The 21990-nt window shown below is 72.3% G+C and carries 19 protein-coding genes; 11 read left to right on the forward strand and 8 right to left on the reverse strand.

The window, feature by feature from the left end; all coding sequences use genetic code 11:
• The first annotated feature begins 165 nt into the window (after positions 1-165).
• Both MW290_RS05540 and MW290_RS05545 read left to right on the forward strand, forming a co-directional pair.
• Positions 166-2349: a hypothetical protein gene (locus tag MW290_RS05540; protein WP_250196265.1), complete on the forward strand. Its 2184-nt coding sequence runs from the start codon at positions 166-168 to the stop codon at positions 2347-2349.
• 57 nt (positions 2350-2406) lie between these two features.
• Positions 2407-3468, forward strand: a complete 1062-nt coding sequence (locus MW290_RS05545; protein ID WP_250196266.1) for a DMT family transporter — start codon at positions 2407-2409, stop codon at positions 3466-3468.
• A gap of 12 nt (positions 3469-3480) precedes the next feature.
• Here the strand turns inward: MW290_RS05545 and MW290_RS05550 are convergent, their stop codons facing one another.
• Positions 3481-4284 (reverse strand): SDR family oxidoreductase, encoded by an 804-nt coding sequence (locus tag MW290_RS05550; protein WP_250196267.1) that lies wholly within the window; start codon positions 4282-4284, stop codon positions 3481-3483.
• A gap of 153 nt (positions 4285-4437) precedes the next feature.
• Here MW290_RS05550 and MW290_RS05555 point away from each other — a divergent pair, with 153 nt between their 5' ends.
• Complete coding sequence (locus MW290_RS05555; protein WP_250196268.1) at positions 4438-5322, forward strand: alpha/beta hydrolase; 885 nt, start codon at positions 4438-4440, stop codon at positions 5320-5322.
• A 67-nt stretch (positions 5323-5389) separates the two neighbouring features.
• On the opposite strand, the gene MW290_RS05560 is transcribed toward MW290_RS05555, so the two are convergent.
• The 3 genes from MW290_RS05560 to MW290_RS05570 all read right to left on the reverse strand — a co-directional run bounded on the left by MW290_RS05560 (position 5390) and on the right by MW290_RS05570 (position 8271).
• The gene (locus tag MW290_RS05560) at positions 5390-5905 is read right to left on the reverse strand and encodes a glycine zipper domain-containing protein (RefSeq protein WP_250196269.1); all 516 of its coding nucleotides are present in this window, start codon (positions 5903-5905) and stop codon (positions 5390-5392) included.
• Between the two features lie 156 nt (positions 5906-6061).
• Positions 6062-6502 carry a peptidase dimerization domain-containing protein gene (locus MW290_RS05565; RefSeq protein ID WP_250196270.1) on the reverse strand — a complete coding sequence of 147 codons (441 nt, stop codon included), beginning with the start codon at positions 6500-6502 and terminating at the stop codon, positions 6062-6064.
• Between the two features lie 29 nt (positions 6503-6531).
• Positions 6532-8271: a zinc-binding metallopeptidase family protein gene (locus MW290_RS05570; RefSeq protein ID WP_250196271.1), complete on the reverse strand. Its 1740-nt coding sequence runs from the start codon at positions 8269-8271 to the stop codon at positions 6532-6534.
• Positions 8272-8704: 433 nt separating this feature from the next.
• Here MW290_RS05570 and MW290_RS05575 point away from each other — a divergent pair, with 433 nt between their 5' ends.
• The gene (locus MW290_RS05575; RefSeq protein WP_250196272.1) at positions 8705-10162 is read left to right on the forward strand and encodes a sensor histidine kinase; all 1458 of its coding nucleotides are present in this window, start codon (positions 8705-8707) and stop codon (positions 10160-10162) included.
• On the opposite strand, the gene MW290_RS05580 is transcribed toward MW290_RS05575, so the two are convergent.
• The gene (locus tag MW290_RS05580; protein WP_250196273.1) at positions 10134-10907 is read right to left on the reverse strand and encodes a GntR family transcriptional regulator; all 774 of its coding nucleotides are present in this window, start codon (positions 10905-10907) and stop codon (positions 10134-10136) included. The two genes, MW290_RS05575 and MW290_RS05580, sit on opposite strands and share 29 nt — an antisense overlap.
• Positions 10908-11013: 106 nt before the next feature.
• Between MW290_RS05580 and MW290_RS05585 the strand changes: the two genes are divergently transcribed.
• Genes MW290_RS05585 through MW290_RS05595 form a run of 3 tightly spaced genes read left to right on the forward strand, consistent with a single transcriptional unit; the run spans position 11014 to position 14127 of the window.
• Positions 11014-12003 carry a Bug family tripartite tricarboxylate transporter substrate binding protein gene (locus MW290_RS05585; RefSeq protein ID WP_250196274.1) on the forward strand — a complete coding sequence of 330 codons (990 nt, stop codon included), beginning with the start codon at positions 11014-11016 and terminating at the stop codon, positions 12001-12003.
• A complete protein-coding gene (locus tag MW290_RS05590) occupies positions 12000-12740 on the forward strand; it encodes a TSUP family transporter (protein ID WP_250196275.1) in 741 nt (246 codons plus the stop codon). The genes MW290_RS05585 and MW290_RS05590 overlap by 4 nt, the downstream gene beginning before the upstream one ends.
• Positions 12727-14127 carry an amidohydrolase family protein gene (locus MW290_RS05595; RefSeq protein WP_250196276.1) on the forward strand — a complete coding sequence of 467 codons (1401 nt, stop codon included), beginning with the start codon at positions 12727-12729 and terminating at the stop codon, positions 14125-14127. Before MW290_RS05590 ends, MW290_RS05595 begins: the two co-directional genes overlap by 14 nt.
• On the opposite strand, the gene MW290_RS05600 is transcribed toward MW290_RS05595, so the two are convergent.
• From MW290_RS05600 to MW290_RS05610, 3 genes are read right to left on the reverse strand one after another with little or no spacing between them, the layout of a single operon-like run.
• Positions 14124-14981: a cyanophycinase gene (locus tag MW290_RS05600; RefSeq protein WP_250196277.1), complete on the reverse strand. Its 858-nt coding sequence runs from the start codon at positions 14979-14981 to the stop codon at positions 14124-14126. The two genes, MW290_RS05595 and MW290_RS05600, sit on opposite strands and share 4 nt — an antisense overlap.
• Positions 14982-14998: 17 nt before the next feature.
• Positions 14999-15703: a response regulator gene (locus MW290_RS05605; protein WP_250196278.1), complete on the reverse strand. Its 705-nt coding sequence runs from the start codon at positions 15701-15703 to the stop codon at positions 14999-15001.
• Positions 15700-17238 carry a DUF4118 domain-containing protein gene (locus MW290_RS05610; RefSeq protein ID WP_250196598.1) on the reverse strand — a complete coding sequence of 513 codons (1539 nt, stop codon included), beginning with the start codon at positions 17236-17238 and terminating at the stop codon, positions 15700-15702. Before MW290_RS05610 ends, MW290_RS05605 begins: the two co-directional genes overlap by 4 nt.
• A 154-nt stretch (positions 17239-17392) precedes the next feature.
• On the opposite strand from MW290_RS05610, the gene MW290_RS05615 reads away from it, so the two are divergent.
• From MW290_RS05615 to MW290_RS05630, 4 genes are all read left to right on the forward strand, one after another.
• The gene (locus MW290_RS05615) at positions 17393-17797 is read left to right on the forward strand and encodes a hypothetical protein (RefSeq protein WP_250196279.1); all 405 of its coding nucleotides are present in this window, start codon (positions 17393-17395) and stop codon (positions 17795-17797) included.
• Positions 17798-17900: 103 nt separating this feature from the next.
• Positions 17901-19466 (forward strand): MFS transporter, encoded by a 1566-nt coding sequence (locus tag MW290_RS05620; RefSeq protein WP_250196280.1) that lies wholly within the window; start codon positions 17901-17903, stop codon positions 19464-19466.
• Positions 19463-20578 carry an HlyD family secretion protein gene (locus tag MW290_RS05625; protein WP_250196281.1) on the forward strand — a complete coding sequence of 372 codons (1116 nt, stop codon included), beginning with the start codon at positions 19463-19465 and terminating at the stop codon, positions 20576-20578. Before MW290_RS05620 ends, MW290_RS05625 begins: the two co-directional genes overlap by 4 nt.
• Positions 20575-21978 (forward strand): efflux transporter outer membrane subunit, encoded by a 1404-nt coding sequence (locus MW290_RS05630; RefSeq protein WP_250196282.1) that lies wholly within the window; start codon positions 20575-20577, stop codon positions 21976-21978. Before MW290_RS05625 ends, MW290_RS05630 begins: the two co-directional genes overlap by 4 nt.
• The last annotated feature ends 12 nt before the right edge of the window (positions 21979-21990 follow it).

Genomic DNA, 21990 nt, shown 5'->3' on the forward strand with positions numbered 1-21990 from the left:
GCCTGCCCATGTAACCGCCACCTGCCTAGACAAGTTAGGGGGCTCTTCCAGGGCGCTTCCCCCGCAGGGGGTATGCACCCGCCCCTTAAGAAGGCTGGCGCCTGCGCGGCCGGCGCCTAGGGTTGTCGGTACGCAGGGCCCGGCCCTGCGCCAAGGAGATACACCATGGAACAGCGCTTTCCCCCCGCACCCGCGGGCCGCAACGACAGCTGGCAGGTCAGCACCCGCCAGCGCCCCGATTTCCAGCTGCCACTCGGCGCCTGGCTGTTCGATGCCCGCGGCGAGCTGGCCGCCCGCGCCGAGGTGAAGGACGGCCGGCTGCAGCTGTCGGCCAAGGACCTGGGCCGCGGCCCGGCGCGGCTGTTCATCGCGCCGCTGGACGAACGGCTGCTGCAGACCCCGCCCACCCCGGCGCAGCTGCAACGCCTGGGCGCCTACGAGCCGGTGCTGCCCACCGGCACGCAGCGCGCCCCGCTGATCGAGATTCCCGGCCAGATCTTGGACCACTGGCCCTTCTGCTTCTGCTGGGTGCGCGGCCGCGTGGAGCGGCAGCTGGACCACCGCGCCATCTGCGGCGCGCGGGTGCATGTGTGCGAGGTGGACCGCCTGCCCTGGCTGATCTACCGCCTGCCCGAGCGTGAGCTGTACCGCCTGCGCGACGACCTGCTGAAGCAACTGCGCGAGCCACCGCTGCCGCAGCCTGACCCGGGGCCGGAGCCCTTCGGGCGCCGCAACCTGTTCCGCAAGGGCGCCATCGGCCAGGAAGTGGCACTCAACCCGCAGCCACTGCCGCCTGCGGAGAAGCTCGAGCTGCCGCTGGCACTGCAGGCCAGCCTGCGCAGCCGCTCGGCCCCGGTGCTGCGCCAGGCGCTGGCCGCCCAGGCCACGCTGATCTGGCCCTGGCTGTGCGGCTGGCCTTACTGGGCCCGCTGGCTGCGCTGCGACGAGGTGGCCACGCTGATCACCGACGACCAGGGCCGCTTCGAGACCCTGCTGTTCCACAACTGCCATGGCGACCAGCCCGACCTGTACTTCTGGGTGGAGTACGACTTCGGCAGCGGCTGGGAAACGGTGTACCGCCCCCGCATCGCCTGCCACACGCTGTGGAACTACACCTGCGGCACGCTGGTGACGCTGCCGGTGGCCGATCCGCGTGTGCCCGGCTGCGAAGAAGAACCCGACCTGCCCGGCCGCCAGGTGGTGGTGCTGGGCATCGGCCCCAACCTGGCCGTGCGCGAGGTGCAGCAGGCCGCCGGCCCCACGCAAGGCCTGGACAACGGCGGCGCACCGCTGGGCGCCAGCCTGGAGCCGCGGGTGGACTTCAGCCGCTCGGCGCTGATCGGCGCCGGCATTCCGTACTACCGCTGGTCGTACCGCCGGCTGAGCGGGCCCGATGGCGTGGCCGCCACGGTGGACGCCAGCTCGGTGCCGCTGGGCAGCTGGCAGGTGATGGCGCGCGACGTGTACCGCCACTACAAGCTGGGCACCAGCTTCCCGTCGGAACGCATGGGGCCCATGCCCACGTCGGGCGCCGATGCGGCGCCGCTGCCCAACCTGTTCCGCATCCGCCCCGCAGCGCCGCCGGCCGGCACCGAATGGGTGGTGCTGGACGAGCACGTGGACCTGGCCACTACCTACTTCGACACCCATGCCCTGGCAGGCGCCCCCACCACGCCGCCGTGGACCGATGACCTGGCCGCCGGCCGCTACGAACTGAAGCTGGAGCTGTTCGACCAGACCGGCGCGCTGGTGAACTGGACGGCGCAGGGCATCGACCTGCGCATCACCGACCAGGATGCGCCCTTCGGCACCGGCACCGTCACCACCTCGGCCGTGCCCGCCGAGCACCGGGTGCTGGTCGGCGGCGCCACCATGGGCTTTCGGATGGTGGTGCGGGTGGACAACAACCGCTGCAGCGCCGACATCCAGCCGGTGGGCGGCACCGTCTCGCCCGACCCGCTGTGCGGCTTCCACCACTACAACAATGCCGGTGACACCGTGGGCCTGGCCTTCGACGCCCACCATGCCAACGGCTTTGCGCAATACAGCTTCAGCGTCACGCGGGGCCCAGGGCCTGACATTCCCAGCGCCGGCACCAGCGGCCAGGCAGGGGCGGCTGGTACCAACGGCTATGTGCACACCGGCAGCTTCCGCTACGAGAAGGCGCCCACCGTGGGCAGCCTGCTCGGCCCCTGCAGCAACGCGGCTTATGCCGAACACCTGCAGGTGACCGCGATGGCCACCAACGGCTACGGCCGGCTGAGCGGCTACGACGCAGCGGACAACGCGGCCTTTGCGCTGGCGGTGCCGTGCCCGACGTGTGAGTGCGAGGAGAGCGACGAAGCCTGACGGGCTGAGCACCCTGGCGGGCGACGCCTGTCATCAGCGCGCCGCATACTGGGGTGCATGCGCTACAAGCTCCCTCCCCTGCCCGCGGCGCTGCCCTCCGGGGCGGCCGCCGCGCTGCTGGCCGCGGCCTTGTTCGGCGCCGGCACACCGCTGGCCAAGCTGCTGCTGCAAGGCGTGGGGCCCTGGCTGCTGGCCGCGCTGCTGTACCTGGGCTCCGGCCTGGGCCTGGCGGCGTGGCGTGCCTTTCAATGCACACCGCACGTGCGGTTGGCCGTGCGCGAATGGCCGTGGTTGGCCGGGGCGGTGCTGGCCGGCGGCGTGGTGGGGCCGGTGCTGCTGATGCTGGGCCTGGCCGGCATGCCGGCCTCGGGCGCTTCGCTGCTGCTCAATGCCGAGGCGGTGTTCACCGCGCTGCTGGCCTGGTTCGTGTTCCAAGAAAACGTCGATCGGCGCATCGCGCTGGGCATGGGCGCCATCGTGGCCGGTGCGCTGGTGCTGGCCTGGCCGGGCAGTGCCGACTTCGGCCGTGCCGGCCCGGCGCTGGCGGTGCTGGGCGCCTGCCTGGCCTGGGGCCTGGACAACAACCTCACGCGCAAGGTCTCGCTGACCGACGCCACCTGGCTGGCGATGGTCAAGGGCCTGGTGGCGGGCACGGTGAACCTGGTCATCGCACTGGCACTCGGGGCGCAGCTGCCCCCACCCGCGCTCATGGCCGGTGCGGCGCTGCTGGGCCTGGCCTGCTACGGCCTCAGCCTCACGCTGTTCGTGCTCGCGCTGCGGCAGCTGGGCACCGCGCGCACCGGGGCCTACTTTTCGGTGGCGCCCTTCTTCGGCGCGCTGCTGTCGGTGGTGGCCCTGGGCGAGCCGCTGACGCTGCCGCTGCTGCTGGCCGGCGCCTTGATGGCGGCGGGCGTGTGGCTGCACCTGAGCGAGCGCCATGCGCACTGGCATGACCACGAAGCGATGGAGCACGAGCACGAGCATGAGCACGATGCCCACCACCACCACCATGCCCCCGGCGAAGCCGTGCCGCTGCGCCACACCCACCGCCACCGGCATGCGCCGCTGGCCCATGCGCATGCGCACTACCCCGACGCGCATCATCGGCACCGGCATTGAGCCGGTGGCCGTTCAGTAGTGGATCGCCCGCGGCGCCCCGCCACCCACGGCGATGGCGTCGCCATTGATGGCCCGCGAGCGCGGTGAGCACAAGAATGTCACCACGTCGGCCACCTCGCTGGCGTCCACCAGGTGGCGGATGCTGTTGGTGGCGGCCATCTCCGCTTCCACCTCCGCCGGCGTGATGCCTCGCTGCGCGGCCCGTGCCTCGATCAGCGGCGCGGTGCGCTCGGTGCGCGTGAGGCCCGGGTGCACCACCGTCACCTGGATGCCGTCGGGCCCCAGTTCGTCGGCCATGTTCTTGGCCAGCGCCGCCACCGCCACGTTGCGGATGCTGCCCAAGGTGTTGCCCGACTGCCGCGCGGCCAGACCGCTGACGTGCACGATGCGGCCCCAGCCCTGGGCCCGCATGCCGGCCACCACCTCGCGTGCGCAGCGGATGTAGCCCATCACCTTGGTGTCCAGCTCGGCATGGAAGAAGTCGCTGGCGATCTGCGCCAGCTTGGGCGGCGCGGCAAAGCCGGCCGGCTCGGCCGCGGCATTGACCAGGATGTCGATCGGCCCGCCCAGCGCCGCCACCGCCTGGGCGAACGCGGCCTGCACCGAGGCATCGTCGGTGGTGTCGCCCACCACGCCCACCACGCGGCGGCCGCTGGCCGTCGCGATCTCGCCCGCGGCCGCGTCCAGCGCCGTTCGGTCGCGGGCCAGCAGGGCCACGTCCACGCCCTCGGCCGCCAGTGCGCTGGCCACCGCCTTGCCGATGCCGCGGCTGCCGCCCGTGACCACTGCCCGCTTGCCTGCCAATCGAAGATCCATGAAGTTCGTCCTCCGTGATGGGGTCGGGCCAGCTTAGCCAGCAAAGTCACCCTGGGTGCAGGGGCATGCCCATACACCTGCGGCCGGTGCTTGCAATGCCATGCGGCAAACGCCTGCATCCGGCCGCCGTGTTACAGCGTAAAAACCGGCGTCATGTGGCTCAAACGCTCCTTCCTCCTTACCCTGGCTGGCGCAGGTGCGCTGGCCGGCCTGGCCGCCTGCTCACCGGTGGCCGCCCTCAATGCCCTGGCGCCTTCGGGCACGCACACGCTGACCGCCGGCGTGGCCTACGGACCGGGCCCGCGCCAGCAGCTGGACGTGTACCGCCCCACGCAACCGGCACCGGCGGGCGGCTGGCCGGTGGTGGTGTTCTTCTACGGCGGCTCGTGGAATACCGGGCAGCGGGCCGACTACGCCTTCGTCGGCGAGGCCCTGGCCTCACGCGGCATGCTGGCGCTGGTGGCCGACTACCGGCTGTACCCGCAGGTGCGTTACCCCGACTTCCTGCGCGACTGCGCCGCCGCGCTTGCCTGGGGCCTGGACCAGGCGGCCGCGCTCGGCGGCAATCCGAAGCAGGTGTACGTGATGGGCCACAGCGCCGGTGCCTACAACGCCGCCATGCTGGCGCTGGACGCACGCTGGCTCGCGCCCACCGGCCACACGCCGCGTGAGCTGGCCGGCTTCATCGGCCTGGCCGGGCCTTACGACTTCCTGCCCACCGGCAACCCCGATGTGCAGCCGGTGTTTTTCCACCCCGACTACCCGCCCGATACGCAACCGCTGCCGCTGGCAGGCGCCGGTGCGCCGCGCAGCTTCATCGGCGCGGCGCGCAAGGACGATCTGGTGGACCCGCAGCGCAACAGCGTGGCGCTGGCCCAGCGGCTGCAAGGGCTGGGCGTGCCCGTCACGCTGCGGCTGTACGACCGCGTGAACCATGCCACCCTGGCCGGCGCGCTGGGCGCTCCTTTGCGCTGGCTGGCCCCGGTGCTGAACGACGTGGCCAGTTTCGTCGAGGAGGCAACGCCTGGCGCGGCCTGATCGAACAAGTGCCCGCCACGAGGGCGGGCGCTTCCGCGCCGGGCATGCCGGCGGCTATCCACCGTGATCAGCGGCCGTCGCGGTCGGAGTCACCCGGCACGGCGCGTTCCACCTTGTCGCTCAAGCGGTGCCAGGCATCGCGCGAGGCGTGCTTGGCATGCTCCCATTCCAGCGACGAGTTGCCACGGCGGCTGCCCCAGTCGCGGCTGAGGTCCGACTCCACGTCGTCGAACGAGCGGTCGGGATAGCGGGCGTAGGCGTCCACGCCGTAGGTGTAGGCCGGGCCGTAGTCGTCGTAGGTGCTGCCGCTGTTCACGTACGGGCGGGTGCTGTAGTTCTCACGCCAGTAGGTATCTTCTTCGGCCGGGTCCACCGCCTTGCCGATGCCCCGTCCCGCCAGCGCGCCGGCGACCGCACCCACCACGGCGCCGACGGCAGCACCCACCGGGCCGGTCATGCCGCCCACGGCCGCGCCGGCCGCTGCACCGCCGGCCACGCCGCCGGCCACACCGCCCACCACGGCCCCGGTGCCGGTGGCCACGGGGTGGGACTCGGTCTTGTCCATCACATTGCGATCGGTCATGTCCATCTCCTTCGGTTTGAGTGACTCAACCTTATGAGCCGCCGCCCGCCCGGGGCAGCCCCTGCGGGCTGATCCGGGCGAGAGGCGGCGGCTGTCACCGTTGTGGGCCGGGGCCGACAGGGAACACCCTTGGATGTAACCCCATGGGCAGGTACCTCATCGCGGGGTGATGGTGTAGCGGATGGCGGCCGGCACACCGCCCACCAGGTCGCCTTCCTTCACGCCGCGGAAGGCGTTTTCAGCCGCCACGCCGGCCTGCACCGCGGCGGTGACCTGCGCCGCCATCGCCTGCCAGGCGGCCGCGTCGGTGGCGGTCAGTTGCACGGTGTAGCGCGCATCGCTGGCGATGCTGTTGACCGAGTTGCCACCACCCAGGCCGGTGACGCTGTAGGCCCCGGCGGGCAGCCCCGCAGCCTTGAGCTGGGCCAGGCTGCGGCCCGCGGCGTGGACGGCGCTGGTGCGGCCATAGGCGCCGTTGCTGTGGCCCCCCGGGCCCTGGAACTCCACCAGCAGGCTGCCGCTTTGCTGCGCGGCGGCGGGCAGGGCCTGCAGGGCCACCGCGGCCACGGCCAGCAGGGATGCGATCGTCTTCTTCATGGCATGTGCTCCTGTCGACATGGGTGCGGTCACTTCAGCTCGGCGGTGCGGGCACCGACGGGCGCGGCAGCGGGCGCCACCACGCTGCCATCGGCGGCATGGAAGCCCGAGGCGATGAGCGCCGCCGTCAGCACGCGCTGCATGCGCAACACCTCCTTGGCGCTTTCGCCGGGAATGCCCCACTCCCAGAACGCGTGGCCACCCCCACCGGCGGCAAAGGTGCCGATGTTCAGGTTGATGGTGGGCACACCGATGGCGGCCGGCACGTTGTCGTTGAGGCTGCTGGCCGCAGTCGACAGCTTCTCCAGCTTGTCCACGCCCACCACCTCGGCCGACTGCCAGGCCGCCTGGATGGACACGTCGGACAGGTTGCTGCGCTCATGCGGCGGCCGGTCGCCGAACCAGGTCAGGGCCATCGTCACCGCCTGCGCGCTGTTGTCGGGCACGCCGTAGCGGCTGTTCTCTTCGGTCACGCCGGCCTGGAACAACGGCTCGATGCGGCCCCGGATCTCCTTCAACGGATCGAGCCGCGGCGAGCGCATGTCCACCTGCACGGTGCAGCTCGGCACCACGGTGCTGCCGGCGGCCGGGTCTTCGCAGCTCACCACGCCCACGGTGTAGGTGGTCTTCAACGCCTGCTTGTCGTCGTCCCAGGCCGTCTTCACATCGGCGATGCGGGCGATGGAAGCAGCGGCGGCCTCCAGCGCGCTGGGCGCCGTGGCGCCTGCCGCCGTGGGCGCGGTGTACTTCATCTCGAAGCGGTAGCTGCCGATGAAGTTGATGGTGCCGCTGCCGCCGTCGATGCCGAAGTTGGTGACGAAGTTGAGCGGGTTGGTGCCGGTGCCCAGGTTCTGGTCGTAGCCGTACAGCTGCTTCATGCCGGCCAGGTTGCCCTTGCCTTCTTCGCCCGCGGTGCCGCAGAACCACATGTCGTACACCGGCTTGATGTTGTACTTCTTCATGGCCTTGGCCAGGTTGAAGACGCCCGAGGCATTGCCCATCGCATCGCTGATGCCGGGCACGTACAGGCGCACCGCGCCGGCGTTCCTGGCGGCCGTCTCGTCGGCGAAGTACTGCCGCGCCTTGATGTAGCTGGCGTCCTGCACGATGCGGCCCGAGGCATCGAAGGCCAGCTGCTCGGGGATGGCGGCCAGCTCGGCCGGCGTGGTGACGATGGGCTGCGCGATCGGCTGCAGCTTGACCGGCTCATACGGATTGGCGGCCGGCGGCAGCACCTCGGGGTTCACCGTGTCGATGTGGCCTTCCACCAGCACCTTGGGGTACTGGCCGCGGTAGGCCTGGGCGCCTGCGCTGGTCGAGTAGCTGCCCTTGATCTCCACGCACACGTTGTAGACGGGCAGGCCGTCCACCTGCTGCACGTCCGAGCCCGGCAACTGGCCGTCGGCGCGGGTCTTGATCTCGCTGGCCGAGAAGCCCCACTCCTGCAGCGCGCGGCGCTGGATCTCGGCGGCGCGCCGCATCTCGTAGCGCGAGGGCGACGCGATGCGCACCAGCTCCATGTGCTGGTCGAAGCGGGCCTGGGTGTGTGTGGGGCTGGACCACTCCTGCACCATCGCCATCACCGTGGGGTCGGTGGTGATCTTCTGGGCCGCGGCCCGCACTTCGGGCGAGATGGTGGGCACGTCGCTCGGCGTGGCCGGCGGTGGCGTCTCGGGGCTGCTGGTGTCGTCATCGTCGTTGCCGCCGCAGGCGGCCAGGGCCAGCGCCACCGAGCAGGTGAGCAGTCTGAGGTTGATCTGGGTTGGCATGACGCCCTCCTGTCAAGTGCATGTAGCGTGATTCATGCAACAGGCCCACCGGCTGTCCGGGTCCTGTTGCCGCGTGTCGTGCCGGCTGTTTCCGCAATCGATGTGCCATCGCCACCCGCAGCGCCACCACAGGCGCTGTCGGCCTGCAGATTCAAGGGCTTACGGGCATCGGGTCCGCCGGTCGCGCAGCGCAGCGGCGTCGGAATCTAGGCCGGCAACGCCGCGCACGCGTCGGTATTCCGACGCGATGACGGCCAACTTGTCTAGACAGGTTGCGCATGCGGACCCGGCTGCGGTTGCGCCCGGTTGCAACCTGGCCCGAAGCCGCCGGCGGGTGGCCCCTCGGCAGCCCTTAAGCTGAAGTGGCAATGACCTTGCATGCCCGGCCCTGGCATGCGGGGTGACGACAGGAGGAAGAGGGGGCCCGATGGCGATGCAGCAAGTTCTGGCCGGTGGCGGCGCGTTGACGCTGGGCGTGCTGGCCCTGTTGTTCTGGTTCGTGTGGCAACGCCTTCGATACCCCAGTGCACCGTGGTTCTGCGCCTGCTTCGCGGCCGCGGCCATGCTCTATGCGGCCTATGCCGCACTGGGCACCGACCTGCTGGGCGGCGTGCTGCAGCCGCTGGTGGCCGCCCGCCTGGTGGTGGCCCTGCTGTTCGGCCAGGCCCTGATCCAGCTCACCGGGCTGCCCAGGCCCTGGCGTCGCCGCCTTTCACGCGCGCTGCTGGCTTACGGCGTGCTGGCCTACCTGATCGTGGTGGCCCTGGCCCTGGGCCGCCAGGGCCAGATGATGGTGTGGATGCCGGTGGCGCTGGCCCAGGTGCTGCTGTTCGCGTGGATGGCCCGGCGAGAGCCCGGGCAGGGCCACACGCTGGTATGCCTGGCGCTGCTGATCCTGCCGCTGGCCTATGCCACCGCGGCCGCGCTGTCGCTGCCGCTGACCTGGGTGCGCTACCAGGCGCCCGCGCCCTTCGTGCTGGTGGCCATGGCCGCCCTGATGGTGCGCATGACACGCGAACGCGAACAACTGGCCACCGCGCTGCAGCAGCGCACGCAGGCCGAACGCGCGCTGCAGGACAGCCATGCGCGGCTGGACCTGCACGTGCGTGAACGCACGCAGGAGCTGGAGCTGCTGCTGCAGCACCAGGACAGCTTCAACCGCAGCGTGGCCCACGACCTGCGCGGGCCGGTGGGCTCCATCGCCGCCTACGCCCGTGTGCTGCTGGAAACGCTGGATCAGCAGAACCCTGCACTGCTGCGCAGCGGCCTGCAGCGGCTGGCCGACAGCGCCGACCAGGTGGTGCGCACGCTGCAGGCCCTGCTGCGTCTGGCCCGTGCCAGCGAGGTGAAGCTGCAGCGGCAGCCGGTGCCGCTGGGCCCGTTGGCGCAGGCCGCGCTGGCCGAGGTGCTGCAAGCCGACGGTCAGCCGGACGACCGCCGCGCGGTACAGCTGCTGCCGCTGCCGCAGGTGGTGGGCGATGGTGAGGTGCTGCGCCAGCTGTTCGTCAACCTGCTGGCCAATGCGCTGAAGTTCAGCCGCGGCGCGGCACCGCCGCGTGTGGTGGTGGGCTGCCAGCAGGCCGCGGACGGCACCGAGGTGTTCTACGTGCGCGACAACGGCGCCGGCTTCTCGATGGCGCATGCGCAGCGGCTGTTCCAGCCCTTCGTGCGCCTGCACGGCCGCGCCTACGAAGGGACCGGCGTCGGCCTGTCGATCTGCCAGCGCATCGTGCACCGGCACGGCGGCGAGATCTGGGCCGAATCGCAGCCCGGTGTCGGCACCGTGTTCCGCTTCACGCTCGGCCGGCCGCGGCCGCCGCAGCACCTGCCGCCACCGGTTGCGGCGCCACACGCGCCGACGTTCAGCGCTCCAGCCGCACCCGGTAGCTGAAGCCGTCGTGCCGGTACCAGCTGGTTTCCAGGTGCAGCGGCTGGCCGGCGGCATCGTGCACCAGGCGTTCCACCTGCAGCACCGGCGCATGCTCGGCCAGGCCCAGGTGTTTGCGCTGCAGCCGGCCGGCCGGCGTGGCGCTGATCTCCACCTCGGCATGGCCCACGGTCAGGCCGAAGTCGTTTTCGTACAGGTCCACCACGTCGCGGCGGCCGATGTCGGCCTTGCGCAGGCGGGCGCCCAGCGGCGCAGCCATCAACAGCCGGTTCAGCGACAGCGGCTGCCGGTCGACGTAGCGCAGGCTCAGCAACTCGGTCACCGGCGCCCCGCTGTCCAGGCACAGCCGGCGCGCCAAAGCGGCGCTGGCCGGCGCATCGCTGCTGGCCACCAGCCGCGCCTGCACTTCATGCCCTTCGCCGGTCAGTGACTCCGACAGCCCGCGCAGCCGGTCCAGCGACTGGCTGAGCCGCGGCGGCGCCACGAACGAGCCCTTGCCCTGCACTTTGGTGATCAGGCCCTCGGCATGCAGCGCCGCCAGCGCATGCCGCACCGTGATGCGGCTGACGCCGAAACGGCCGATCAGCTCCGCCTCCGACGGCAGCTGCGCCAGCGGCGCCAGCCGGCCCTGCAGGATGTCGTCCCGCAGGTGATTGCGCAGCCGCAGGTGCAGCGGCTCGGCACCGGCGGGCAGCGCGCCCGCGGCGGCGGTACGCGCCAATTCGGTGCCCTTGGACGCGGAAACCACTGGCACAGGCTTTGCTCGACTTGTCATTACTTGTTATATCAAGTTCAATACAGGCACTGTCACGGTGCCTGGCTGCCCTTGTCGTCCTTGTCCGCTGGAGTCCGCCATGTCCTTCTCACCGATCCGTCGCCGCTTGATGTCCGCCCTGCTGGCCCTGGCCGCAGTGCCTGCCGCCTGGGCCCAGGGCCCGGCCTATCCTAGCCGGCCGGTCACCGTGATCGTGCCCTTCGCGGCCGGCGGCAGCGTGGACGCCGCGGCCCGCCTGGTGCTGCAGCGCCTGGGCGAACGCATGAAGCAGACCTTCGTGATCGAGAACGTGGCCGGCGCGGCAGGCACCATCGGCACGCTGCGCGCGGTGCGGGCACGGGCCGACGGCTACACGCTGCTGTTCGCGGTGGCCAGCCCCATCACCGTGGCGCCGCTGGTCTCGCCCGCGCTGGTGAAGTACGACGCGCTGCGCGACCTGGCGCCGGTGGCCCAGGTGGCCAGCTCGCCCTTCGTGCTGGTGGGCAGCCCGCGGCTGGCGGCCAACGGCACCGGCCCGCTGCTGGCGCTGGCCCGCCAGCAGGCCGGCAAGCTGAGCTACGGCACCGACGGCGTGGGCACCAGCATGCACGTGACGGTGTCGCTCATCGAGCAGCAGGCCGGCGTGGAGTTGATGCACGTGCCCTACCGCTCGGGCCCGCAGGTGCTCACCGAGCTGGCCTCCGGCCTGATCGACCTCGCGGTGATGCCGGTGACGCTGGCCCAGCCCTTCATCAAGGACGGCAAGGTCAAGGCCTATGGCGTCACCTCGCGCCAGCGCTGGGCTTCGCTGCCCGAGGTGCCCGCGCTGGCTGAGACGCCGGAGCTGAAGAACGTGGCGGTGGAAAGCTGGTACGGCCTCTTCGCGCCGGCAGCCACTGACGCAGCGCTGGTGGACCGGCTGTCGCGCGAGGTGTCCGCGGCGCTGGCCGAACCCGAGCTGCAGCAGCGCCTGACCGACGCCGGCCTCAAGCCCGCGGCCCAGGGTCCGGCGCAGTTCGCGGCCACGCTCAAGGCCGAGAAGCAGGCCCTGGGCGCCGTGGTGGCCCGCGCCGGGATCAAGACCGAATGACCTTGCTGCTGGCCGGCGCGCTGGTGCTGCTGGCGGGCGCCGCGATCGGCGCCACCGCCATCGGCGGTGTGCTGGTGGTGCCGGCCCTCACCGGCGTGGCGGGGCTGCCGGTGGGCACCGCCATCGCGGCATCCAGCTTCGGCTTCCTGCTCACCGGCCTGCTGGGCTGGCGCCGCCTGCCCGGCGCCCAGGCCGCGGGTGACAGTCCCCATACCGCCTGGTGGCCGCTGCACCTGGCGGCGCTCGCCGGCGCGGCCGGCGGTGCGCTGCTGGTGCACCAGGTGCCGCCGGGCGCGGTGCGGCTGTGGGTGGCGGCGCTGGCCGCCGGCTCCGGCCTGCACACCTTGTGGCTGCTGCGCCGGCCGCCGGCGGCGGCCCGGCCACCGCTGGGCCCGCTGGCGCTGGTGCTGGTGGGCGCGGCGGTGGGCTGCGGCTCGGCCCTGTCGGGCACCGGCGGGCCGGTGCTGCTGCTGCCGGTGCTGATGCTGCTGGGCCTGCCCACGCTGCCCAGCGTGGCCGCGGCGCAGGCGGTGCAGCTGCCCATCGCGCTGGCCGCCAGCAGTGCCCATGCGCTGGCCGGCCGGCTGGACTGGGGCCTGGGCCTGGCCGTGGGGGCCGCGCTGCTGGCCGGCGCCTGGGCCGGCCGCCAGGCCGCCCGGCGCCTGGACGCGCGCCGCCTGCGGCTGGCCACCGCACTGGCGCTGATTGCCACTGGAGTTGTCTATGCAAGTACCTGAAAACACCCTGCGCCAGCCGCGCTACCTGCTGGCCCCCGCCCTCACCTGGCTGGAACCCAAAGGCGCCACACCCGGGCAGGGCGTGGTGGTGGCAGATGGCCACTTCACCGACGTCGGCCCGCTGGCCGAGGTGCAGGCCCGCCACCCCGATCTGGTGCCGCAGGCGCTGCCCGACCGGCTGCTGATGCCGGGCTTCATCGACACGCACCACCACCTCACGCAGTCGTTCGGCAAGTCGCTGGCCTTCGGCGAACCGTCGGAGATCTTCCGCCGCATCTGGGTGCCGCTGGAGCAGCACCTGCAGCCGCACGACCTGTACCTCTCGGCCAAGCTGGCCGCGCTGGAGGCGCTGCGCGGCGGCTTCACCACCGTGTGCGACGCCGGCACCCGTTCGCCCCATGGGCTGCAGGCCATCGCGCTGGCGGCCGAGGAAGCGGGGCTGCGCTGCGTGCTGGCACGCACCTGCAATGACGGCGGCAACGACGGCGACAGCGACGAAGCCACCCGCCGCGACCTCCTGCGTGATGCCGAGACGCACCTGGCGCAATGGCAGCACCACCCGCTGGTGCACGGCTCGCTGGCCATCTCGGTGCCCGAGGCGGCCACCGATGCCATGCTGGGCCGCGTCGCCGCGTTGTGCCACGAGGCCGGCGTGGTGATGCAGGTGCATGCCAACGAGCACCTGGCCTCGGTGGAACGCTCGCTGGTCGACCGTGGGTTGCGGCCCATCGGCCACCTGGACCGGGCCGGCGCGCTGGGCCCGCAGACCTTGATCGCCCATGCCACGCTGGTGACGCCCGACGAGCTGCTGCGGCTGCGCGACACCGGCACCGCCGTGGCCTACAACCCGGTGGCCAGCGCCTGGAAGGGCAATGCGGTGGCACCGGCGCTGATGATGCGGGCGCTGGGCATCCGCCTGGGCCTGGGCACCGACGGCACGCGCAGCGACGCCTTCCGGCTGCTGGACGCAGCTGAAACCGCGCAGCGTCTGGTGCACGGCCTGGCGGTGGGCGATTCGTCCTGCGGCGCCGGCTGGACCTGGCTGCAGGCCGCCACCTCGGGCGGCGCCGAGGCCTGCGGCCTGGGCCAGCGCACCGGCCGCATCGCCACCGGGCTGGCGGCCGACTTCCTGCTGCTGGACCTGGACGTGCCCGAGCTGGCGCCTTCCTGGGACCTGGGCTGGGAGTTGGTGCGCCTGGCCCACCGCGGCCAGATCGAGGCGGTGGTGGTGGCCGGCCTGCTGCGACTGTGGCAGGGTTGGCCCACCGACTGGAACGCCCGCGCGTTGATGCGCGAAGTGCGCGCGGTGGCTGCACAGGCCGTGGCCGAAGCGCCGATCCAGCGGGTGCATCCGGTCTCGGCCGAGCACCGGCTGGGCAACAGCTAGCCCAGCAGCCGCGCCACCTGCGGATCGACCGGGCCCTGGCTCTGCAGCCGCAGCACCCGCAGGCCGGGCACCTGCATCAGCGCATCGGGCTCCAGGCCGTCGATCGCGCCCTGCACCGCCCGCGGGTCGACGATGGTCACCGAGCCGCTGCCCACCACCTCGGCGCCCTGGCCGCGGCGCAGCACCAGCGCGGTGTCCTCGTCCACACCCACGCCGATGTGGTCGGGGTGGCGGCTCAGCGCGCGCAGCAGGCGCGGCAGGCGCCGCCGCTCGGTGAAGTGCTGGTCGACAATGACCTGCGGCAGCAGGCCGAAGCCTTCGGTCAGGCTGCGCGCCCACAGCATGCGCGCCGACATCACCGCCGCACCGGCGCTGGTGCCGGCCACGCAGGCGCCATTCATGAAGGCCTGGTGGATGGCCTGCTCCAGCGGCGTGCCGCCGACGATCTCGGTCAGGCGCCGCTGGTCGCCGCCGGTGATCAGGATGCCGTCGGCCGTGGCCACCTGCGCCACCAGTTCCATGCGGCCGGCGTCTTCACGGGTGGCGGGGTGCACCACCACCTGCTGGGCCACGCCCAGCGCAGCCAGCACGGCTTCGTAGCGGCGGGCGGCGGCCTCGGGGTAGGCGCTGGCCGATGGCAGCACCGCCACCCGCGGCGCCGGGCTGCGGCACAGCGAGACGAAGCGCCGCAGCACCAGCCGGTCGCCCTGGCGGTCTTCGGCACCGCCGATCAGCATCAGCGCGCCGGGGCGGCCCACCGGGCCGGGCAGCGCCGCCACCGGCACGGGGCGCGCGGCCACCGGGCTGGCGGCCACGGCCGAGGTTGCATAGACAAGCCACTGACGACGCTGCATGGGATGCTTCCGCTTGCTCAAGGAACGAACCGGTAACCGACGCCGGCCTCCGTGAGCAGGTGGACGGGCATCGAAGGACGGGCTTCCACCTTCTTGCGCAGGTTGGCCATGTGCACCCGCACGTAGTGCAGGTCTTCGGCATGGCCGGGGCCCCACACCGCCTTGAGCAGCTGCTGGTGGGTGATCACCCGATCGGGCTGCGTGGCCAGGTGGAGGAGCAACTTGTACTCGATCGGCGTCAGGTGCAGCGGTTGGCCGGCCCTTTCAACCACACGGCGGGCCAGGTCAACCACCACCTCGCCGAAGCGCAGCACCGGCTCCGCCTCGGCCCCCGCAGCCGCCTGCGGGCGGCGCCGCAGCTGGGCCCGCACCCGGGCCAGCAACTCGCCGGCGCCGAAGGGCTTGACCAGGTAGTCGTCGGCACCGGCGTCCAGCGCGCGGATCTTGTCCGCTTCGGCGCTGCGGGCGGACAGCACGATGACCGGCGCGGCCGACCAGCTGCGCAGCTCGCTGATCAGCGACACGCCGTCGCCATCGGGCAGGCCCAGGTCGACCACCAGCAGGTCGGGGCGGCGGGTGCCGGCCTCGATCAGCCCGCGCTGCAGCGTGGCGGCCTCGTGCACGCCGTGGCCTTCGGCCTGCAGCGCCAGCCGCACGAAGCGGCGGATGTCGTCCTCGTCTTCCACCACCAGGATGCTGGCGGCGTTGGTGGGTGGGTTCATGCGGTGTGATCGTAGAGCGTGGACAGCGGCTGGCCGCTGCCGTCGTCCTGCGGCGGCGTGCCGCGCGGCAGCACGAGGGTGAAGCGGGCGCCATGCCCGTGGTTGCCGGCGCTGATGCGGCCACCATGCGCCTGCACGATGGCGCGGCAGATGGCCAGGCCCAGGCCCACGCCGGGCGTGGCGCTTTCCTTCTGGCCGCGCTCGAACTTCTCGAAGAGCCGCGCCTCCTGCCCGGGCGGCAGGCCGGGGCCGTGGTCGTCCACCCTCAGCAGCACCTCGGCCGGCCAGGCCTCGGCATGCACCCGCAGGCCGCTGCCGGCCGGCGTGTACTTGGCGGCGTTCTCGAACAGGTTGACCAGCACGCGCTCGAACAGCACCGGGTCCAGGTGCAGCAGCGGCAGGTCGTCGGGCAGCTGGACATCGACCGGCCGGCCGGCCAGCGGCCCGGCGCAGGCCGCCAGCGCGCTGCCGATCACCTCGTCCAGCGGCATCCAGGCGCGGCGCAGCTGCACGCTGCCGGCCTGCAGCCGGGCCATGTCCAGCAGGTTGTCCACCAGCGCCGCCATGCGGCGGGCCGAGGCGCGAATGGCATCGGCCTGGGCCGACTGTGGCTCCAGCGTGTCGGCCAGGCCCACCAGGCCGGCCAGCGGCGTGCGCAGGTCGTGCGAGATGGCCGACAGCAGCGAATTGCGCAGCCGCTCCGACTCGATCTGCAGCGTGGTGGCCTGGGCCACTTCCACGTAATGGATGCGTTCCAGCGACAAGGCCAGCAGCGAGGCGCAGGCCTCCAGCAGGCGGCGTGGCTCCTCGGCCGGCGCCTGGCCGCCGGTGGCCACCGCCAGCAGGCCGCGCAGGCCCATGGGCGCCCGCAGCGGCAGCACCAGGCAGGCGGCGCCGGGCAGCGTCGCGGTGCCGGGGCCGGCCGGCTCGGCATGGTCGAAGGCCCATTGCGCCAGGCCCGCATCCACCTCGGCCCCGGCGCCGGGCAAGGTGTGCAGGCCACCCTCCGGGCCGGGCACCAGCACCGCGCTGCCGCGGCCCAGCTCCAACTCGATGAAGCGGGCGCCGATCTCGGCCACCTGCTGCGGCTGCAGTGCGCCCGACAGCTCACGCGCCATCGCATACAGGCCGGCCATGCGCTGCTCACGCCCGCTGGCGGCCTCGGCATGGGCGCGCAGCCCGGCCATCAGCTGGCCGATCAGCAGGCCCACCAGCAGCATCACGCCGAAGGTGACGAGGTACTGCGCATCGCTCACCGCGAACGAAAAGCGCGGCGCCACGAAGAAGAGGTCGAATAAGGCCACGCCCAGCACCGCCGCCAGCACCGCCGGCCCGCGGCCATGGCGCCAGGCCACGGCCACCACGCCCAGCAGGAACAGCATCGCGATGTTGGTGGGCTCCAGCACCTGCAGCAGCGGAAAGCCCGCCAGCGCCGTGATGCTGCAGGCCAGCGTGGCTTCCAGGTAACCGCGCCAGGCAGGCGCACGCCGCAGGCCGGCGGGCGGCGTGGGAGGGGCATCGGTGGACCACGGCATCGTCACCGCGAGATGTTCCCATACCGCAGTGGCGGAAACGCGGCGGCGGCCGATTGTTCAGCTTTGCGCAATGCGGCGTTGGCAGGGCCCGCCATTGTGCGCACCGCAGGCCGGGCCCAGATGAGCTTCACCGGAACTCACCAAGGACGACGCCATGAAGCTTGCACGCACCACCTCCGCCCTGGCCCTGACGCTGGCCGCGCTGCTGGGCAGCCAGGCCGCGCTGGCCGGCACCCCGGCCCAGACCGCCAGGGCGGTCAGCAACGCAGCCACCACCCAGCAGGTGGAAACGCGCCTGCAGCCCGGCCCCTACGCCAAGTACCTGCAGTACAAGGGCATGAGCCAGGAACAGGCCATCGAAGAAGCCCGCCGCGTGGGTGAAGAGCCGCAGCGCCAGACGGTGCGGGTGGTGGTGACGCCGCTCACCGACCTGGAGAAGTACGACCGCGCGATGGGCCGCAGCACACGTGCCGAGCGCACGGTGCAGGTGCTGGCCAGCAGCCCCGACAGCGGCGACCGCAGCAACGCCAGCGAGGCATCGCCCGCACAAGGCGGCTGAGCGAGACGGTGGGGGCACATCCGTTGCCTAAGGCGGGCCAGCACCCGCCTTGCCGATGAACCCTCTCGCTCCCCGCCAATGGCTCCCGCACGAACGGCCGATGATGCCGGGGTCGCCCTCGACCCCGCTGCACCCGGTGCGCCGCCGCGTGGCCTATGGCCTGGTCGGCTTCATCGTCTCGCTCACCGGTGGGCTGGGCAATGCGCTGGTGACCGCCAACCTGCAGAACCTGCAGGGCGCCCTGGGCGCCTACGCGGTGGAAGTGGCCTGGCTGCCCGCGGCGTATGTGATGACCAACGTCTCGATGAACCTGCTGCTGGTGAAGTTCCGGCAGGAGTTCGGGCTGCGGCTGTTCACCGAGGTGTTCCTGGTGCTGTACGCACTGGTGGCCTTTGCGCACCTGTTCGTCAACGACCTGTCGTCGGCCATCGCGGTGCGGGCCGCCCACGGCATGACGGGCGCGGCCCTCACCTCGCTGGGGCTGTACTACACGCTGCAGGCTTTTCCGGCGGCGCACCGCATGAAGGGGCTGGCGGTGGCGCTGGGCCTGTCGTCGCTGGCGCTGCCGCTGGCGCGGCTGCTGCCGGCCAGCCTGCTGGAGGTGGCGGAGTGGCGCGGCCTGTCGCTCTTCGAGCTGGGCCTCACGCTGCTGGCCCTGGGCTGCGTGCTGCTGCTCAAGCTGCCGCCGGGTGACCGCTACAAGACCTTCGAGAAGACCGACTTCCTCACCTTCATGCTGTTTGCGCCGGGCATGGCACTGCTGTGCGCGGTGCTGGCGCTGGGCCGCACCGTGTGGTGGTTCGAGGCACCTTGGCTGGGCTGGTCGCTGGCCGGCGCCATCGTGCTGCTGACGGCGGCGCTGTACCTCGAGCACCACCGCCAGAACCCGTTGATCAACACCCGCTGGTGGGGCAGCGCCGACATGCTGCGCCTGTTCCTGGTGATGGTGCTGGTGCGCATCGTGCTGTCCGAGCAGTCGGTGGGCGCGGTGGGCTTTCTGCAGGCGCTGGGCATGAGCAACGACCAGATGCGGCCGATGTTCGCCGCGGTGCTGGCCGGCACGGCAGCGGGCATCGTCACCAGCGCGCTCACCATCCACCCGCAGCGGCTGACCGCGCCGCTGGTGGTGGCCCTGCTGGCGATGATGGCCGGCGCGCTGATCGACGTGGGCGCCACCGCGCAGACGCGCGCGGTGCAGATGCTGGGCAGCCAGTTCCTGCTGGCCTTCGGCAGCACGCTGTTCCTGGCGCCGGCGCTCATCTCGCGCATGGGCGCGGTGATTGCGCAGCCGCGCAACCTGGTGAGCTTCTCGGTGCTCTTCGGCATCAGCCAGAACCTGGGCGGGTTGCTCGGCTCGGCGCTGCTGGGCACGGTGCAGACGGTGCGCGAGAAGTTCCACAGCAGCCAGATCGCCGAGCAGCTGAGCCAGCTGGAACCGCTGGTCACGGCCCGGCTGCAGGGCGGTGCCACCGCCTACGGCCGGGTGCTGGCCGACCCGGTGCTGCGCGGCGCCCAGGGCCGCAGCGCGCTGGCCGCCACCGCCACGCGCGAAGCCAATGTGCTGGCCTACAACGACGTCTTCCTGCTGATCGCGGCGATTGCCGCGGCCACGCTGCTGTTTGTGCTCTGCCATGCGCTGTGGGCACGGATGAATCGACCCCCGACATGAGCTCACCCCCGCCCCCTTCCACACCCGCCCCGCCGCCCCTGCCACCCACCGTGGGCCCGGCCGAGAACCGGCGGCGCCTGCGCTCGGCCATGCTGTTCGGGCTGGTCGCGCTGCTGGGCGTGGTGGTGGTGCTGTATGCCTGGCGCCTGCCACCCTTCACCACGCCGGTGCAAAGCACCGAGAACGCGATGGTGCGCGGCCAGGTGACGCTGATCGCGCCGCAGCTCTCGGGCTATGTGGTCGAGGTGCCGGTGCAGGACTTCCAGCAGGTGCAGCGCGGCCAGCTGCTGGTCAAGATCGACGACCGCATCTACCGCCAGCGGGTGGCGCAGGCCGAGGCTCAACTGGCAGCGGCCCGCGCCAACCTCAGCAATGCCGCACAGCAAAAGCGCAGCGCGCAGGCCAGCATCAGCCAGGGTGAGGCCGGCATCGCCAACGCCCGCGCCCAGGCGGTGAAGGCCGAGGCCGACCTGTCCCGCATCGAGGCGCTGGTGGCCGACGGCTCGCTGTCGCTGCGTGAGCGCGACCAGGCCCGCGCCGCGCGTGCGCAGGCCGTGGCCGCCACCGAGCAGGCGCGGGCCGCGCTGGCCATCGCGCAGGAGAACCTGCGCAGCGTGGGCGTGAACCGCGGTGCGCTCGAGGCCGCGGTGGGCAATGCCGAAGCCGCGCTGCAACTGGCCCGCATCGACCTGGCCAACACCGAGGTGCATGCGCCGGTGGACGGCCAGCTGGGCCAGGTGGCGGTGCGCGTGGGTGCCTACGTGAACGCGGGCACCCAGCTCACGGCCGTGGTGCCGCCGCAGCTGTGGGTGGTGGCCAACCTGAAGGAAACGCAGATGGCTCGCGTGACGCCCGGCCAGCCCGCCAGCTTCGTGGTGGATGCGCTGGACCATGCACGGCTGCGCGGCCGCGTCGAGCGCATCTCGCCCGCCACCGGCTCGGAGTTCAGCGTCATCACACCCGACAACGCCACCGGCAACTTCGTGAAGATCGCGCAGCGCATCCCGGTGCGCATTGCCATCGACGCCGACCAGCCGCTGGCCGCGCGGCTGCGGCCGGGCATGTCGGTGGTGGTGAGCATCGACACCGCCGCTTCGGCCCCGCGGCCATGAAGCGCCGCTCCATGCCCATGGCGCAGCGCGCGGGGGCCACCCTGCTGACCGCCGCGCTGCTGGCCGGCTGCGCATTGCCGCCTCAGCCGCCGCCTACCCCCACGCTGCAGGTGCCGACGGACTGGCATTCGTCGGCCCCGGCCGCCACGCAAGGCGCGGTGCAACCCGGCTGGTGGCAGGCTTTCGGCGACCCCGCCCTGGATGGCCTGGTGCAGACCGCGCTGGCCGCCAACACCGACCTGCGTGTGGCCCGTGCCCGCATTGCCGAATACCAGGCGCGGCTGATCGTCGCGCAAGCTGCCCAGTGGCCCGCGCTGAATGCCAGCTTCTCGCCCACCCGCGCCCGCAGCCGCACGGCCAGCGGCGCGTTCGCCGAAGGCACCGTGCTGCAGCTGGGCGCGCAGGCCAGCTACGAGCTGGACCTGTGGGGCCGGATCGACCGGCTGGGCGAATCCGCCGCGGCCGATCTGCAGGCCCAGCAGGCCGCGGCCGACGCGGCGGCACTGTCGGTGGCGGCCACCGTGGCCAGCGGCTACCTGAACCTGCGCGGGCTGGATGCGCAACTGGCGCTGGCCCAGGCCACGCTGCGCTCACGCGAAGAATCGCTGCAGCGCGCCCGCCACCTGTTCGAGACCGGCTACAGCTCGCGCCTGGAATGGGTGCAGGCCGAGGCCGAATGGCGGGCCGCCGCGGCCGCGGTGCCGGCCCTGCAACGCAGCATCGCCCAGCAGGAAAACGCGCTGGCCTTGCTGCTGGCCCGCAACCCCGGCCCGTTGGACCGTGGCCGGCCACTGGAAGCGCTGGCAGCCCCGCCGGTGGACCCCGGCCTGCCTTCCACGCTGCTGCGCCGCCGCCCCGACATCCGCCAGGCCGAGCAGCGCGTGGCCGCCGCCGATGCCAGCCTGGCCGCCGCGCGCGACCTGCTGCTGCCGACGGTGCAGCTCAACCTCTCGGCCACGCTGCAGGGCAACAGCCTGCACCAGCTGCTGGACGCGCCGGCACGGCTGTGGAGCCTGGGCGGCAGCATCCTGGCGCCGGTGCTGCAGGGCGGCCGTCTGCGCGCCGGCACCGAGGTGGCCGCCGCGCTGCGCGACCAGGCGGTGTTCGGCTACGAGCAGACGGTGCGCAATGCCTTCGGCGAGGTGGAAAACGCACTGGTGGCGGTGGACGCGCTGGGCGCCCAGGCCGAGCAGGCCCAGGGCCGCGCCGAAGTGGCTGGCGAGGTGCTGCGCATCGCGCGCAACCGCCAGCGCAACGGCTATGCCTCGTACCTGGAAGAGCTGGATGCGCAGCGCACGCAGTACGCCGCGCAGCAAAGCCTGCTGCAGTTGCGGGCCGCGCAGCTGCAGGCCCATGTGGACCTGTACCGCGCGCTGGGCGGCGGCTGGCAGGCACCCTGAGGCGCCTGCTGG

Source organism: Aquincola tertiaricarbonis (assembly GCF_023573145.1).
GTDB classification, from domain to species: domain Bacteria; phylum Pseudomonadota; class Gammaproteobacteria; order Burkholderiales; family Burkholderiaceae_C; genus Aquincola; species Aquincola tertiaricarbonis_B.

What these genes read in the sequence shown, in the direction of transcription:
- MW290_RS05570 (WP_250196271.1), bottom strand. Translation starts at nt 8,271, where the DNA reads ATGCCAACCCAGATCAACCTCAGACTGCTCACCTGCTCGGTGGCGCTG.
- MW290_RS05540 (WP_250196265.1), top strand. Translation starts at nt 166, where the DNA reads ATGGAACAGCGCTTTCCCCCCGCACCCGCGGGCCGCAACGACAGCTGG.
- MW290_RS05590 (WP_250196275.1), top strand. Translation starts at nt 12,000, where the DNA reads ATGACCTTGCTGCTGGCCGGCGCGCTGGTGCTGCTGGCGGGCGCCGCG.
- MW290_RS05600 (WP_250196277.1), bottom strand. Translation starts at nt 14,981, where the DNA reads ATGCAGCGTCGTCAGTGGCTTGTCTATGCAACCTCGGCCGTGGCCGCC.
- MW290_RS05560 (WP_250196269.1), bottom strand. Translation starts at nt 5,905, where the DNA reads ATGACCGATCGCAATGTGATGGACAAGACCGAGTCCCACCCCGTGGCC.
- MW290_RS05545 (WP_250196266.1), top strand. Translation starts at nt 2,407, where the DNA reads ATGCGCTACAAGCTCCCTCCCCTGCCCGCGGCGCTGCCCTCCGGGGCG.
- MW290_RS05555 (WP_250196268.1), top strand. Translation starts at nt 4,438, where the DNA reads ATGTGGCTCAAACGCTCCTTCCTCCTTACCCTGGCTGGCGCAGGTGCG.
- MW290_RS05565 (WP_250196270.1), bottom strand. Translation starts at nt 6,502, where the DNA reads ATGAAGAAGACGATCGCATCCCTGCTGGCCGTGGCCGCGGTGGCCCTG.
- MW290_RS05630 (WP_250196282.1), top strand. Translation starts at nt 20,575, where the DNA reads ATGAAGCGCCGCTCCATGCCCATGGCGCAGCGCGCGGGGGCCACCCTG.
- MW290_RS05620 (WP_250196280.1), top strand. Translation starts at nt 17,901, where the DNA reads ATGCCGGGGTCGCCCTCGACCCCGCTGCACCCGGTGCGCCGCCGCGTG.
- MW290_RS05605 (WP_250196278.1), bottom strand. Translation starts at nt 15,703, where the DNA reads ATGAACCCACCCACCAACGCCGCCAGCATCCTGGTGGTGGAAGACGAG.
- MW290_RS05610 (WP_250196598.1), bottom strand. Translation starts at nt 17,238, where the DNA reads ATGCCGTGGTCCACCGATGCCCCTCCCACGCCGCCCGCCGGCCTGCGG.
- MW290_RS05550 (WP_250196267.1), bottom strand. Translation starts at nt 4,284, where the DNA reads ATGGATCTTCGATTGGCAGGCAAGCGGGCAGTGGTCACGGGCGGCAGC.
- MW290_RS05595 (WP_250196276.1), top strand. Translation starts at nt 12,727, where the DNA reads ATGCAAGTACCTGAAAACACCCTGCGCCAGCCGCGCTACCTGCTGGCC.
- MW290_RS05585 (WP_250196274.1), top strand. Translation starts at nt 11,014, where the DNA reads ATGTCCTTCTCACCGATCCGTCGCCGCTTGATGTCCGCCCTGCTGGCC.
- MW290_RS05625 (WP_250196281.1), top strand. Translation starts at nt 19,463, where the DNA reads ATGAGCTCACCCCCGCCCCCTTCCACACCCGCCCCGCCGCCCCTGCCA.
- MW290_RS05575 (WP_250196272.1), top strand. Translation starts at nt 8,705, where the DNA reads ATGCAGCAAGTTCTGGCCGGTGGCGGCGCGTTGACGCTGGGCGTGCTG.
- MW290_RS05615 (WP_250196279.1), top strand. Translation starts at nt 17,393, where the DNA reads ATGAAGCTTGCACGCACCACCTCCGCCCTGGCCCTGACGCTGGCCGCG.